This window comes from Paenibacillus sp. S150 (genome assembly GCF_019352175.1).
Lineage (GTDB): Bacteria > Bacillota > Bacilli > Paenibacillales > Paenibacillaceae > Paenibacillus_AQ.
In genome coordinates this window covers 1-13,812 of the sequence record NZ_JACBYI010000015.1, presented here as the reverse complement: position 1 = coordinate 13,812, position 13,812 = coordinate 1, and the positions used below count along the sequence as shown (strand labels likewise).

Genomic DNA, 13,812 nt, shown 5'->3' with positions numbered 1-13,812 from the left:
CATGACCCATTTGCTGGAGGTCCGCGGCTTAAAAACGTATTTTAAAACCGATGAGGGCCTGATTCCGTCGGTGAACGGTGTCAGCTTCTCCGTAGACCAGGGTGAAACTCTGGCGATTGTCGGGGAATCGGGCAGCGGGAAGAGTGTAACGTCTATGTCCATTATGGGCCTGGTGGCTGCGCCGGGACGGATTGCCGGCGGAGAAATCCTGTTTGAAGACAGAGACTTGCTGAAGCTGCCAAGGAGCGAAATGCGCAAGCTGCGGGGCAATGATATCTCTATTATTTTTCAAGAGCCGATGACTTCGCTGAATCCTGTATTCACTATCGGCAATCAGATCAGCGAAGTGCTGCGGAAGCATCAGGGACTGGGGAAGCAGGCCGCTGCGCATAAAAGCGTTGAAATGCTGGAAAAGGTCGGCATTTCCAACGGCAGCAAGATTGCCCGGAGCTTTCCCCACCAGCTCTCCGGCGGCATGCGCCAGCGGGTCATGATTGCTATCGCCCTGGCCTGCCGCCCCAAGCTGCTCATTGCGGATGAGCCTACAACTGCGCTTGATGTCACGATCCAGGCACAGATTCTGGATTTAATCGAAACCCTCAGCACAGAGGAGAACGCCGGTGTTATTCTCATCACGCATGATCTTGGGGTGGTAGCCGAAATGGCCGACAAGGTGGCGGTTATGTATGCCGGTGAAATTGTGGAAGAGGCCCCGGTCTATGAATTGTTCGAGCACCCCAAGCATCCCTATACCATTGGCTTGCTGGGCTCGCTGCCCAGGATGAATGAGCAGCGAGAGCGTCTGGACTCCATTCCCGGCTCGGTGCCGAATATGCTCTCCATGCCCGCAGGCTGCCCCTTCCATCCCAGGTGTGCCTATGCGGATGAACGGTGCACACAGACCAAGCCGCGTCTTGAAGAGAAATCCGCAGGACACCGCGTCAGCTGTCTGAAAGCAGAGGGGGTGCAGCCATGAGCTGTCAGCACAAAGAGCCTCCCTTGCTGGAGGTGCGGGGACTGAAGAAGCATTATCCGGTTAAAAAGGGCTGGCTGGGAAGAGACACCGGTGCAGTGCGGGCGGTGGACGGGCTTGATTTCCATGTATTTCCGGGTGAAACACTGGGAGTAGTCGGGGAATCGGGCTGCGGCAAATCGACGATGGGACAACTGGTCACCAAGCTGCAGGAGCCTACCGAAGGGCAGATTATATTTGAAGGCAGAGATCTGGCCGCACTCAGCGAAGCAGAGATGAGAGAGGTCCGCCGGGACCTGCAATTCGTGTTCCAGGACCCGTATTCCTCACTCAACCCGCGAATGAAGGTCTTCGATGTTGTGGCAGAGCCGCTGATCGTGCACGGCCAAGCCAAGGGTGCCGAACTGAAACGGGAAGTATACCGGCTGCTCCGGGCCGTGGGGCTGAACGAGAACCAGGCCAGCCGCTACCCGCATGAATTCAGCGGAGGACAACGCCAGAGAATCGGCATTGCCCGGGCGCTTGCGTTGAATCCGAAGCTGATTGTCTGCGATGAGCCTGTATCCGCGCTGGATGTATCCATTCAGGCGCAAATTCTTAATTTGCTGAAGGATCTGCAGGAGCAGTTCCATCTGACCTATATCTTTATTGCTCACGGCCTGCCGTCCGTCAAGCATATCAGTGACCGGATCGCGGTCATGTATCTGGGACGGATTGTGGAAATTGCCGGTCGTGACGAGCTGTTTGAGCGGCCGGACCATCCGTATACCGAAGCGCTGCTGGCCTCGGTTCCGGTGTCCGATCCCAGGCTGCGCAAGAAGCGGACACCGCTCAGCGGCGAGCTTCCGAATCCGGCGGACCCGCCGCGCGGCTGCGCTTTTCATCCGCGTTGCCCCTATGCTGCCGGGCTGTGCCGGGAACAAGCGCCGGAGCTGCTGGAGCATCAGGAGGGCCATTATTCCGCTTGCCATTACCCCCTGCATCGAAAGGAGCATGAAGATGCCGCAAAGTAATTACCTGAAAGAGATGAGCTGGGCTGCCTTCACCGAGCGTAAGAAAGAAACGGATCTGGCTATTATTCCGGTAGGAGCCATCGAACCCTACGGCCATCATCTGCCTATGGGCTCCGATACGTTGGTCGCAGGCAGACTGGCAGAGCTTGTAGCTGCCCGTACCGGCGCTGTCATCGGCCCGGTGCTGGAGGCCGGAGATTCCGCGATGCTTGATGAATTTCCGGGCACCATCACAATTTCTCCCGAGAGCTTCAAGGGCTATCTGAACGATGTGGTCAACAGTCTGCTGAAATGGGGGTTCAAGGACTTTCTGTTCTTGAACGGCCATGCCGGCAATGTGGGCATTATCAGCCAAATCGCTTATTCGCTCAGAGAGCGCCAGGAGATCCGCAAAGCGCAGATTGATATCTGGCGCTTCATGAAAACAGTGGACCAGAATGTGCTGCAATCAGGAGGGCTGGCGCATTCCCATGCCGGAGAGGCGGGCACCTCGGTAATGCTGGCGCTGTACCCGGAGCTGGTTAACCGGGAGCTGACCCGCAGCGTGGAACGCAAGTCGCCGGATGCTTTTCCCGAGATTATGAAGTACGGCAAGCTGTCTGACAACAGTGAATGGGGCACCATGGGCAATTCGGCGCTGGCAACGGCAGAAAAAGGGCAGCTGCTCGTAAACCGGGCAGTTGACCGGATGGTACAGTTCCTGCAAGAGGAGTGGGGATTGAAAGACACTGCCCAGCGGCAGGAGGCACAGACGGGAGAATGACGAAGGAGGACTGTACGATGGCACATGCAAACTGGAGCTTCGACACCTTGGCTGTTCATGGCTGCCACCAGCCGGATGAGCGCACAAGAGCTGTCTCGCAGCCGATTATTCCCGCCGTGGCCTATGCCTTCCCGGATACGGACACCGCTGCCGAAGTGGTTGCGGGTCAGAGGGAAGGCGCCTATTACGGCAGGTACGGCAATCCGACAACGCAGACGCTGGAACGGAAGATTGCCGAGCTGGAGGGCGGGGAGGAGTGCATCGGGCTCAGCAGCGGCATGGCTGCAATTTCTGCCGCACTGCTGGCTTATCTCCAGGCAGGAGATCATGTGCTTGTTACCCGGGATGTTTACGGGGGCACCTACAATTTTGTAGCTCTGACGGCTCCGCGGTTCGGAATCACTCATTCTTTTGTGGATTGCACCAACCTTGAAGCCGTAGCTGCGGCTGTCCAGCCCAATACCAAAGCTTTATTTGTAGAAACACCTTCCAATCCGCTGCTGACCGTGCTTGATCTGCGAGCGTTGGCCGGGCTGGCCCATTCCCGGGGGCTGCCGCTGATTGTGGACAGCACGTTCATGACACCATGCCTCCAGAAGCCGCTGGAGCTTGGGGCAGACCTCGTCGTGCACAGCGCAACCAAATACATTAACGGGCACGGAGATGTTGTTGCGGGGCTTGTAGTCGGCTGCAAAAGGATCATTGATTTTATCCGCAAACGGATTACGGGCGATCTCGGACAGAACCTGAATGCCTGGGAAGCGTTCCTCATCCTGAGAGGGTTGAAAACAATGGGCCTGCGGGTCCGCACACATTGTGGGAATGCGCAGAGAATCGCCGAATACTTGCAGAATCATCCTTCCGTCAGCAAGGTTCATTATCCCGGCCTGGCCGGACACCCGCAGCATCACTTGGCAAAAGCGCAAATGAAGGGAATGGGCGGCATCGTTTCCTTTGAGGTGGAGGGGGGCCTTGCCGCAGGCAAGAAGTTCATGGACAGCCTTAAGCTCGCTATGATTTCATTCAGCCTCGGTGATCCGGAGACGCTGGTTCAGCATCCCGCCACGATGACCCACTATTCGATCCCTGCTGCGGACAGGCTGAAGTTCGGCATTACGGACGGGTTGATCCGCATGTCCGTGGGACTGGAGGATGCAGGGGATATCATTGCGGACCTTGAGCAGGCACTCGGTCAATTACAGCATAAGGAGGAGCATGCCCATGGGAGTAAAACCGGTTAAACCTGAGACTCTGATGCAATACCGGCTGGTCAGTGATCCGGCGGTACATCCGGCAGGGCTCATTGCTGCTTATATGGTAAAAGAGATAAATCCGGTGAACAATGACTACCGCACCTATATTCGGGCGGTATCTATGGACGGAAAGTCGGATATTCCGCTTACGGAGGGCGACAAGGACAGTGCTCCGCAGTGGTCGCCTGACGGGACCAGGCTTGCCTTTATCCGGATCGCCGGGGATGGCCGGCAGGTATGGACGGTGTCCCCTTCCGGGCAAGGGCTTGCACAGCTGACACATGCCAGGCGCGGAGTCGGCAGCTTCTCCTGGTCGCCGGACAGCGGGATGATTGTATATACAGCCAAGGTCAGCAATGACGCTCATGTGGAATCGCTGGCACCGGAGAAGGCCAAGGCCCTGGAGAACATCCGCGGCAAAGCATATGAACGCACGATTCCCAAGGCCGAGGGCGCAGGCTGGTGGGATGGCTTATATTCCCACCTTTTCCTGCTCTACACCGGAAGCGGTGCGGTTACCCAGCTAACCTCCGGGAAATATAATGCCGCACAGCCTGCATGGTCGCCGGATGGACAGGAGGTTGCATTTCTGTCAAAGCTTGTGGACGAAGAGGCGCCGGACCCCGATCTGGTTCCCTTCAATGATCTGTATACGATTAACCTGACCCATATGAAGGGGAAGAAGAGATCCGCTTCCACCTTGAATATTGCCCAGTTTGCTTATTCTCCTGACGGCAGCAGCTTTGCGCTTATCGGAGATGACCGGACCTATGGGAGCGGAACGCAGAACCGCCTCTACACACTCCCGGCCGGAGGCGGGATGCCGGAGGTCTTCCACACGGAGACGGAAATGCAGCTCGGTAATTTCATATTGAATGATGTGAAGTCAGGCATGGCAGCACCCGGACCTTTATTTTTGGCCGGAGAACCGGTTATTTATGCGCTGGCGACATTCCGGGGCCAGGCCCATGTGTGCCGGTTCAGCAGGAATGAAGCGCCTGAAGCCGTTACAGCCGGTGAGCTGGATGTACACCAGATATCCGCTGCACCGGAAGGCTCTTATATCGTGGCTGCCGCCATGGATATGAGCGGGCCTGCCGAACTGATCCGTATTGATATCCGGACGGGGGAGGTGCTCAGATTAACGAGCATGAACAAGAAGCTGATGGGCAAATTAAGCCTCAGCCGGCCCGAGCCGATAACCGCAGATACAGCAGACGGCTATAAGATCCATGGCTGGATCATGAAGCCGCAGGGCTTGAAGGCGGGCCGCAAGGTTCCGCTTATTCTGGTGATTCACGGCGGTCCGCACGCCATGTATTCGCCAGCCTACAGCCACGAGTTGCAGGTTCTGGCTGCTGAAGGCTATGCGGTATTGTTCGCCAATCCCCGGGGCAGCTTCGGCTACGGCCATGATTTCGCCCGGGCCTGCCGGGGGGACTTCGGCAACGGAGACTATCAGGATCTGATGGATATTGTGGATGCGGCGGTTGCCGGTTGCAGCTGCATTGATGTGAACCGTCTTGGAGTCATGGGAGGGAGCTACGGCGGACTTATGACGAATTGGATTGTTTCGCATACGAGCCGGTTCCGCGCTGCGGTCTCCCAGCGTGGAATCTCCAACTGGCTGTCCTTCTATGGGCTCAGCGATATTGGCATCACCTATACAGAAGGAATCGCCGGGGGAAATCCTTGGGAGCATGCGGAGCTGCTGTGGTCCAGATCCCCTCTGGCCCACGTTAAGCAGGTGGGGATTCCAATGCTGATTATGCATGGGGAGCAGGACCTCCGCTGTCCTCCCGGACAGTCGGATGAATGGTATACCGCACTGAAGCGTCTCGGGAAGAAGGCGCGTCTGCTCCGCTATCCGGGCTCAGGCCATACGTTCCTGAAGCTCGGCAAGCCATCTTACCGCACAGGGGCCCTGCAGGAAGTCAATGCCTGGTTCAAGCAATATTTAGCCGGAGGTGAGTGATATGATGCCACGGATGCGGCTGCCGTTGCCGTTCGCGCTGCTGCTTGAGAACGTCCTCAGCAGCGGTGTGCCGGATACGGCTGTTATTGAAGCTTTGACAAATAAGAATTTCTCAGCTCTGAAGAGCCTGCTGGCCGAACCCGGCATGGATCTCGAAGAGCGCGCGCAACTCGCTGAAGACATGCATGTGAATTGGGAGCAGGCGGTCCTTGAAGGCTATGAATTCGGATTTCTGCATGCCAATGGGCTGAAGAAGCTGCTGCGGTTCCGGTTTAAGCTGCTGGAGAATGAGGATTACGTGCATGAGGGCGCAAGTCTGAAGCGGGTTGAGCTTACCGGGGAACAGGCGGAGCTGCTGCGTGCTCTTATTTACCGGCAGTGGAATGTGGTTGAAGGAGGACCGTCCGCCGCAGAAGACAAACGGAATTACACGCTTCAGAATAAAAGCGAGCTTGTGCAGTGATGCATCTGCATCAGACGCCGTTTTTTGGAGGAATATGAACTGAAAAGAAGCTCAACCGCATTTGCCTAAGGAGCGTATAATAGGGAACTGGGCACTGAGATAATTCCTTGCTTCCAAGGGTAATATAACTTTAAAAAAGTGACGGGTGAGGCTGATGATGTCTTCGGTAAAAAGATTCCTGATTGGGCGGCCGCTGAAGTCGGATCAGCTCGGCGACCAGAAACTGAACAAAACCAAAGCGCTGGCGATTCTTTCTTCAGATGCCTTATCCTCGGTCGCTTATGGCCCTGAGCAAATTTTGTTGGTACTGGTTACTCTCAGCGCGGCGGCGTTCTGGTACTCCATTCCCATTGCTGCAGGGGTTCTGGTTCTGCTGCTGGCCTTGATATTATCCTACCGGCAGATTATATTTGCCTATCCCCAGGGCGGCGGAGCGTATGTGGTATCCAAAGAGAACCTGGGAAAGTATCCCGGACTGGTGGCCGGCGGCTCGCTGCTGGTGGACTACATATTGACCGTGGCTGTGAGCGTTTCGGCCGGAACCGACGCGATTACCTCGGCTTTTCCGGGCCTGCATCCGTTTAATGTGCTGATTGCCGTTATTTTCGTTCTGATCATTACGACTCTGAATCTGCGCGGCGTTACGGAGTCGGCGTCCTTCCTCGCTTATCCGGTCTATTTGTTTGTGCTGGTATTATTTATCATGATTGGTCTGGGCCTGTTCAAAATCCTCAGCGGCAGCGTCCCGGATGGCCTGCACGCCCCTATCGGCACTCCGGTTGCGGGAATCAGCCTGTTCCTGCTGCTGAAGGCCTTCTCCTCGGGCAGCTCGGCGCTGACAGGGGTGGAGGCGATCTCCAATGCCATTCCCAACTTCAGGGCGCCTGCGCCGAACAATGCGGCCAAAACGCTTGCCGCCATGGGCGCACTGCTGGCGGTCTTATTTACTGGAATCGTGTTCCTGGCGTATTACTTTGGAGTTACTCCCAGGGAAGATGCAACGGTGGTCTCTATCATTGCCGAGCAGGTTTTTGGCCGGAATATCATGTATTTTTTTGTGCAGGGAACGACTGCGCTGATCCTGGTGCTGGCAGCGAATACCGGCTACTCCGCGTTTCCGCTGCTGGCGGTAAATCTGGCCAAAGACAAGTTCATTCCGCGAATGTTCACAGTCCGGGGAGACCGGCTGGGATATTCCAACGGCATTCTGATTCTGGGCCTGCTGTCGATTCTGCTGATCATTGCCTTCGAAGGCCGGACCGAGCACCTGATCCCGCTGTATGCCGTTGGCGTGTTCATTCCGTTTACGCTCTCGCAGAGCGGGATGATGGTCAAGTGGATTACCCGGAAGCCTCCGGGCTGGGCTGCCAAGTTCATGATTAATACAGCGGGCGCATTGATCAGTTTTATTGTTACGCTGATGTTCTTTCTGACCAAATTTCCGCAGGTCTGGCCCGTTCTGATCTTCTTGCCGCTGATCATTCTGCTGTTCTACCGGATTCACAAGCACTATGAGGCTGTCGCTGACCAGCTTCGGATCTCCACCTGCGAAGAGCCGCCGCTGGCGATTGAGGGGAATATCATTATCCTGCCGGTTGCCGGGATTACACATGTGGTGGAGAATTCGCTCCGGTATGCCAAATCGCTGTCCGCCGAGCAGATTATTGCCGTGCATGTCCCGTTCGAACGGGAGGATGATGCGGTATTCCAAGAGAAGTGGAAAAAATTCCATCCCGAGATCCGGCTGGTGACGCTGTATTCGCCGTACCGCAGCATCATTCACCCGCTGGCCAAGTTCATCGACACGGTCCAGCGCAAGGCAAGCGAATCCCATTACCAGGTCACGGTGGTCGTGCCGCAGTTCATTCCGAAGAAGGGCTGGCACAATATCCTGCATAACCAATCCAGCCTGCTGCTCCGCGCACATCTGCTGTACCGCCGGGATGTTATCATTACAACGGTGCCCTATCATCTGAAGAAATAGCTATCCGCTATACATCCTTTCGTATATGTTTATGCTCCACCGGCAGCGGAGCGCATGAACAGCATATCGCAGGAATGGACCGGATAAGACAATAGCCCTTATAATGGCGTTATCAACTAATGAGAGCGTGAGTCTATGAGGGACAGTAAAATCATTGATGTGGCGCAGAAGGCGCAGGTGTCTTCCGCCACCGTCTCCCGCGTGCTGAACGAAAGCCCGCTGGTTACGGAGAAGACGCGCCGGAAGGTGCTGCAGGCCATCCGGGAGCTGAACTACACCCCGAACGCCATGGGCAAGCAGCTGCGTTCGCGGAAGACGATGACCCTGGGGGTTGTCGTGACGGATATCCGCGTGTCCTATAATGCGGAGATTATCAAAGGAATCGAGAATTCCGCCAACAGGCTGGGCTACAAGATTCTGATCTGCGATGCGCAGAACGAGAAGGACAAGGAGCTGGAGTATCTGTCTCTGCTGCAGAACCGTACGGCGGACGGCATGATTCTGGTGGCTCCGCAGCTGCCTGACGGCGAGATAACCGTACTTGCCGATGCGGGCTACAGTCTGGGAGTGATCGGCCGGAGGCTGGAGCATGCTGACATCCCCTGCGCCTTCACCGACAACCGGGAGATTGGCCGGACGGTGGTGCGGCATCTGGTGGAGAACGGACACCGGATGATCGCCTGCCTGTGCGGGTATGCCAATGCGCCCGACAGCCGGGAGCGGCTGGAAGGCTACCGTGAAGGCTTGGCGGAAGCGGGGCTGCCATACCAGCCGCAGCTGACCGGCAACGGGGATTTCTGCGAGGAAGGCGGATACGAAGCATTTAAGCGGCTGTATGCGGAGCCTTCCGGGTTCACTGCGGTCTTCACCGCCAATGACGAGATGGCGCTCGGTGTCTACAAGGCCTGCGCAGAGCTGGGCCTTAACATCCCGGATGCCATGGCAGTGGTGGGTGTGGATAACATCCGTCTGACCCATTATGTTGAGCCGAAGATCAGCTCGGTGGAGCAGCCGCTCTATGAAATGGGAGTCCGGCTCGCAGAGAGGCTGATTGACCGTATGAACGGCAATGTCAGCTCAGGCCACCGGCTGATTGAGCTGAAATCTACGCTGGTGGTTAAGGGGTCTTCGAAGAGAAGGCCCGAAGATCCGGATTAATGAACTTCAGATTAGCGAACAGCTCTTCAGGGGGTATCCTTGAGGCTGCGTCTTCATACTGTCCCTGGCAAAATAATCAGAGGTTAGGAGCATCCGCGCTGCGCCTGCATGCTATGTGGATGCTTTTTTTATTTTTTAGGAAATTATGAATTTCTTTTGTTGTGTATAAGTTATGTTTTGAAAAAGGAACCGCGAAATTAGGGGATAGCCGGGATCGCGGGGCGGGAATTGATTTTGCAGCATCTTACCGATATGGGCTTCGAGAAAGCGCAGCGGCTGAACGGCTGAACATGGACCAGGCTGCCCTCCTAAACAGATTTTACTGTCAAGGAGAGCAGCCCGTTAATTTCAAGAATCGGTTCGATGCCAATGCGGAGGGTTGCCGATTAGTTCACTACAATAGAATAAGGATAATAGTAGTTGGTCGGAACAGATGTGGCGTACACCAAAAAGCGGTAGGTTTGTCCTTCCACCAGGTTCAATGTGATGATGGAGCTGCCGTCGCCGCTGTAGAGTAAGGTGCCGGCTGGCGAATAGATATTGAGATTGAAGGGCTGGTTATTGCGGCTGAACGTAATGGAATGGCTGCCGGTCCGGTTTGCGGTAAGCACCCACCAGTCCATATCCGAGATGGAAGAAATGTAGCCGAGACTGTAATCGCCGCCGTAATGGGCCGTATTCGCGGAGCCAAGGTCATTGTTGGGTTCGACCTCAGCGGCGGCAAAGGCTGAAATTGCTCCAAACATTGACATCGCTGCGGTCAGCAGCAGGACTCTTGTCCATTTTTTCATAAAAATTCACTCTCCTTTTAACTTGAATGCGGTTACAATTGCCCGTGCTCTACGGGAGCTGAACTAGCTTCTGCCAAACGGCGCTTATAGCTTTCATCCTGTTTCAGAGCATTCCCCCTTATGGCCGCAAGCAGGCCGGATAGCCATGAATGGCCTCATCCATATTTTAACACTATTTCGAAATAAAAAATAAGTTTAAATCATTTTATGGATTTGTGTATCAAAAGAAATCGGAGCCGCTTGCCCTCTTCTCCCGACGTCACAAATTTCAGTCTCAGCAGCATTTCACCCCTGCAATTTGTGCGGCGGGGGCTGGTCGTTAACACGCCTGATATTGTCGGATTCGGCGAGCGGGTGCTGAAGGATCTGGCGGAGAACCGGGCTGCGCCATCCTCCTACCGCATGTCCACGCAGCTGCCGCAGGCAAGACGCTGACCGGGTTGCGCGTAACGAGCTGCTTGCGGCGCTATTTGTCCGCCCGCCCCGGTGCCGAGCGTATCGGCATCCCTGGCTTCTCCGGCGGCAGCTGTGTTGGATGAACGCCTGAAGGCGGTCGCCTTGACCGGCTTCCCAGCACCATCAAGGACAGCGTCACCGCTGTCTTCCACTGCGGCTGCAATTTCACACCCGGCCTGCTTCATTATGCCGAGATGCCGGAGTGTCTGATCACCCAGCGGCCGCTTTTCCTGGCTCAGCCAAGGGGCAAAGCAAGGTTAGTCTGCACAAGGAAAGACCGTGTATGGTAAGCTGGAAATATATTAATGCAACAAATTAAGCACTACATAATCAGCGCCTGATATCCAGGCTGCCAAGAGGTTCAAGCCGCTGCTTGACAGCAGGGGGCCTGACGGCATAGGATTCCTGGGGGATATAATAAACGATTCGCTATCGGATGGTCGGGTTAAGCAATAGCAGTATGTTGCAGGAACGGGGGAACAGTGTTGAAGGGAACGCGATTAGGCAGCTTGGGATGCATGCTGTTGCTACTTATTCTACTGACGGGCTGCGCCAGTGGGACGGCGGATGTTACGGTGAAGAAGGACGGGGGCATAGACATCTCATTCAGTCTCCAGCTGAATTCGCGCGTGGATTCGCTGGCCGGCGGCAAAATAGAGGAGCTGCTCAGCAGCAGGCTGCAGTCAGCAGGCATTGAGCTGCACAAGACGAAGGTCGGCCAAGCTACGGAATATCAATTTCTTAAATCCTATGCCTCACTGGAGGATCTGCAGCTGAATGCGGGAAGCCTGGATATTGTGGACACACAGGCAGTCACCGACAACAATTGGCTGTATACCCGATATGATGTGGTGGTCCAGCCCAAGCTGAACGCTTATTCCGAGGAGATTATTGATGGCCTCGGAACGCTGAGCGTGCCGAAATCGCTTGTCCGGCTGCTGCTGCAGAGCCTGGCGCTGGATTTCAGGCTCACGGTGCCCTATGATCTGTATGGTCCCAATAATGCTGCCGAGCAGGACGGGAATACGCTGACCTGGCATATTACCATGGCCGACTCCGAACCGCTGCGTCTTGTCTTGTACATACCGAATATCAAAAATACCGCGATTGCCGGAGGTGCAATTCTGCTGCTGCTGGCTGCCGCCGTCACACTGTTCATTAGAAGGAGAGCGTGGCGCAAGCCGAAGGCTTCCTGAGAACAGGAGGCTGGTCTAAAGCTTGCCGGGTGTGCAGACATCTAAATGAAAAAAGATTTGTAGTCTGATAATCAAGCAGAGGTCTGTTGCATGACTGTACTTTGTGCAATAGAACGGTCCGGGTTCGGCGACGAATTGCATTCTGCTGTATCCGGTGCAACAGATTTCGGCAATGGGGGGGCAGAAACAGCTTTCTCGGGAGATTATGATGTACAAAGTGCAATAGCTTCTGTGATTCAGCTAATTTAGGGGATATCTGCTGCATAAAGTGCAACGGGATACTCTGAACCTCTATTTACGGAGCTCCCTATCGGCATAAGCACTCAACTTTAATCAGGTGATTCATTACAATATCGATGATGGAGGGATTGGCATGACCGGCGAAATTGAGAATTATATGCTAAGAAGGCTGAATGGCGCGCCCCGGAGCTTGGCCTTTCATAGTGGAGGCGATTTCGCAGCGTGGAGACAAGCGCTGTCAGGCCGGTTCCTGCAGCGTCTGGGCGGATTTCCGCCGGTACGTGCTTCTCTGGCACCGGTGCTGCTCGAACGGACAGAGCGTCCGGATTATATCCGGGAGCGGCTAGAGATTACGACCTACGAAGGACTTCGCATGCCGGTCTATCTTATGATACCGAAGCAGCCGCTTAGTTTTCCTGCTCCGGCAGTAGTGGCGGTTCACGGGCATGGCTATGGCAGCCGCGAGATTGTAGGTCTGACTCCGGACGGCGCGGAGCGGACGGATACCCCGGGCCTGCATAAGGACTTTGCGGTTTCACTGGTCCGCAGGGGCTTTGTGGTCGCCGCCCCGGAGATGTTCGGCTTCGGGGACCGGCGTCTCATTGAGGATAAGCTTGCCGGAGAGCCGGGGCGGAATTCCTGCTTCCGCCTGTCCGCTCAGCTGCTGATGACCGGGGAGACCATGGCGGGCTTCCGGGTGTATGAGACACTCCGGGTACTGGATTATCTGCAGTCGCGGACGGATGCGGCTCCGGAGCGGACCGGGATCATGGGAATCTCCGGCGGCGGGCTGGTGGCCGGATTTGCAGCGGCGCTGGATGAGCGGTTCCGCTGCGCGGTGGTCAGCGGCTATACGAGCACCTTTGCCGCAAGCATCCTGTCGCGCAGCCACTGCCTGGACAATTATATTCCGGGCCTCCTGAATGATGCGGAAATGCCGGACCTGCTGGGGCTGATCGCGCCAAGGGGACTGTTTCTTGAAGTTGGGGACAAGGACCATCTGTTCCCGCCGGAAGCGGCCCGCGGGGCTTATGCCAGATTGCAGGAGATTTATGCGGCCGCGGCCCGGAGCCATCCGGCGGGCGTAAGCGCTGTTACTGCCGATCTCTTTGACGGCGGCCATGAGATTCATGGCGGTCCGGCGTTCGCCTGGCTGCGGGAGCAATTGGGCTAGGCTTGGCTGGCTGCGGGAGTGGATTGAGAACAGCATCCAGCATGAACGGGAGCTCCTAACGGGTACTTACACTCGTTATAGAAGGTCAACTGCGCACAAATTGGCCGCCCTGAAGATCATGCGGAAGAGGGGGACAAGCTAAAAACCTGATGGTTGTCAGCCTTCAGTGCTGGCGCCATCCTGCACCAGGTTCTAAGTGGAAAAAGTAATACTAATCGAAGCTTTTTCGGCTCCCTAAACAGCATGAAGTTATGATGAACGAAAGGCAGCCCCTGTTCGCACATCGTAGGTTAAAATGGAAGTGAAAACCACCATTTCAGAGCTACATGCGAAAGGAGCTGTTACTATGAAGAATACCATAAAATACGTCGGT

The 13,812-nt window shown here is 55.7% G+C and carries 13 protein-coding genes; 11 read left to right on the top strand and 2 right to left on the bottom strand.

What is annotated here, in order from left to right; genetic code table 11:
* The first annotated feature begins 1 nt into the window (after position 1).
* From HYD27_RS15185 to HYD27_RS15150, 8 genes are all read left to right on the top strand, one after another.
* Positions 2-976 carry an ABC transporter ATP-binding protein gene (locus HYD27_RS15185; protein WP_219216500.1) on the top strand — a complete coding sequence of 325 codons (975 nt, stop codon included), beginning with the start codon at positions 2-4 and terminating at the stop codon, positions 974-976.
* Entirely contained in the window at positions 973-1,986 is a 1,014-nt protein-coding gene (locus HYD27_RS15180) for an ABC transporter ATP-binding protein (RefSeq protein WP_219216498.1), read from the top strand. The genes HYD27_RS15185 and HYD27_RS15180 overlap by 4 nt, the downstream gene beginning before the upstream one ends.
* A complete protein-coding gene (locus HYD27_RS15175; protein WP_219216496.1) occupies positions 1,973-2,749 on the top strand; it encodes a creatininase family protein in 777 nt (258 codons plus the stop codon). Before HYD27_RS15180 ends, HYD27_RS15175 begins: the two co-directional genes overlap by 14 nt.
* A 17-nt stretch (positions 2,750-2,766) precedes the next feature.
* Positions 2,767-3,990 (top strand): trans-sulfuration enzyme family protein, encoded by a 1,224-nt coding sequence (locus HYD27_RS15170; RefSeq protein WP_219216494.1) that lies wholly within the window; start codon positions 2,767-2,769, stop codon positions 3,988-3,990.
* Positions 3,971-5,977, top strand: a complete 2,007-nt coding sequence (locus HYD27_RS15165) for a S9 family peptidase (RefSeq protein ID WP_219216492.1) — start codon at positions 3,971-3,973, stop codon at positions 5,975-5,977. The genes HYD27_RS15170 and HYD27_RS15165 overlap by 20 nt, the downstream gene beginning before the upstream one ends.
* Position 5,978: 1 nt before the next feature.
* Positions 5,979-6,440: a hypothetical protein gene (locus HYD27_RS15160; RefSeq protein ID WP_219216491.1), complete on the top strand. Its 462-nt coding sequence runs from the start codon at positions 5,979-5,981 to the stop codon at positions 6,438-6,440.
* A gap of 154 nt (positions 6,441-6,594) precedes the next feature.
* Positions 6,595-8,424, top strand: coding sequence for an APC family permease (locus HYD27_RS15155; RefSeq protein WP_219216488.1), 1,830 nt, complete (start codon positions 6,595-6,597; stop codon positions 8,422-8,424).
* A 135-nt stretch (positions 8,425-8,559) separates the two neighbouring features.
* Positions 8,560-9,582: a LacI family DNA-binding transcriptional regulator gene (locus HYD27_RS15150; RefSeq protein WP_219216486.1), complete on the top strand. Its 1,023-nt coding sequence runs from the start codon at positions 8,560-8,562 to the stop codon at positions 9,580-9,582.
* A 386-nt stretch (positions 9,583-9,968) separates the two neighbouring features.
* On the opposite strand, the gene HYD27_RS15145 is transcribed toward HYD27_RS15150, so the two are convergent.
* A complete protein-coding gene (locus HYD27_RS15145) occupies positions 9,969-10,373 on the bottom strand; it encodes a hypothetical protein (protein ID WP_219216485.1) in 405 nt (134 codons plus the stop codon).
* Between the two features lie 240 nt (positions 10,374-10,613).
* Here HYD27_RS15145 and HYD27_RS15140 point away from each other — a divergent pair, with 240 nt between their 5' ends.
* On the top strand, positions 10,614-10,808 hold the full coding sequence (locus HYD27_RS15140) for a hypothetical protein (protein ID WP_219216484.1): 195 nt from the start codon (positions 10,614-10,616) through the stop codon (positions 10,806-10,808).
* A gap of 31 nt (positions 10,809-10,839) precedes the next feature.
* On the opposite strand, the gene HYD27_RS15135 is transcribed toward HYD27_RS15140, so the two are convergent.
* Positions 10,840-10,998: a hypothetical protein gene (locus tag HYD27_RS15135; protein ID WP_219216483.1), complete on the bottom strand. Its 159-nt coding sequence runs from the start codon at positions 10,996-10,998 to the stop codon at positions 10,840-10,842.
* A 355-nt stretch (positions 10,999-11,353) separates the two neighbouring features.
* Between HYD27_RS15135 and HYD27_RS15130 the strand changes: the two genes are divergently transcribed.
* Positions 11,354-12,025 (top strand): hypothetical protein, encoded by a 672-nt coding sequence (locus HYD27_RS15130; RefSeq protein ID WP_219216482.1) that lies wholly within the window; start codon positions 11,354-11,356, stop codon positions 12,023-12,025.
* Positions 12,026-12,398: 373 nt separating this feature from the next.
* Positions 12,399-13,439 (top strand): alpha/beta hydrolase family protein, encoded by a 1,041-nt coding sequence (locus HYD27_RS15125; protein ID WP_219216481.1) that lies wholly within the window; start codon positions 12,399-12,401, stop codon positions 13,437-13,439.
* The last annotated feature ends 373 nt before the right edge of the window (positions 13,440-13,812 follow it).

Bases quoted from the DNA above. Each gene is read 5' to 3' on its own strand.
- HYD27_RS15185 (WP_219216500.1), top strand. From the start codon at position 2: ATGACCCATTTGCTGGAGGTCCGCGGCTTAAAAACGTATTTTAAAACC.
- HYD27_RS15180 (WP_219216498.1), top strand. From the start codon at position 973: ATGAGCTGTCAGCACAAAGAGCCTCCCTTGCTGGAGGTGCGGGGACTG.
- HYD27_RS15175 (WP_219216496.1), top strand. From the start codon at position 1,973: ATGCCGCAAAGTAATTACCTGAAAGAGATGAGCTGGGCTGCCTTCACC.
- HYD27_RS15170 (WP_219216494.1), top strand. From the start codon at position 2,767: ATGGCACATGCAAACTGGAGCTTCGACACCTTGGCTGTTCATGGCTGC.
- HYD27_RS15165 (WP_219216492.1), top strand. From the start codon at position 3,971: ATGGGAGTAAAACCGGTTAAACCTGAGACTCTGATGCAATACCGGCTG.
- HYD27_RS15160 (WP_219216491.1), top strand. From the start codon at position 5,979: ATGATGCCACGGATGCGGCTGCCGTTGCCGTTCGCGCTGCTGCTTGAG.
- HYD27_RS15155 (WP_219216488.1), top strand. From the start codon at position 6,595: ATGATGTCTTCGGTAAAAAGATTCCTGATTGGGCGGCCGCTGAAGTCG.
- HYD27_RS15150 (WP_219216486.1), top strand. From the start codon at position 8,560: ATGAGGGACAGTAAAATCATTGATGTGGCGCAGAAGGCGCAGGTGTCT.
- HYD27_RS15145 (WP_219216485.1), bottom strand. From the start codon at position 10,373: ATGAAAAAATGGACAAGAGTCCTGCTGCTGACCGCAGCGATGTCAATG.
- HYD27_RS15125 (WP_219216481.1), top strand. From the start codon at position 12,399: ATGACCGGCGAAATTGAGAATTATATGCTAAGAAGGCTGAATGGCGCG.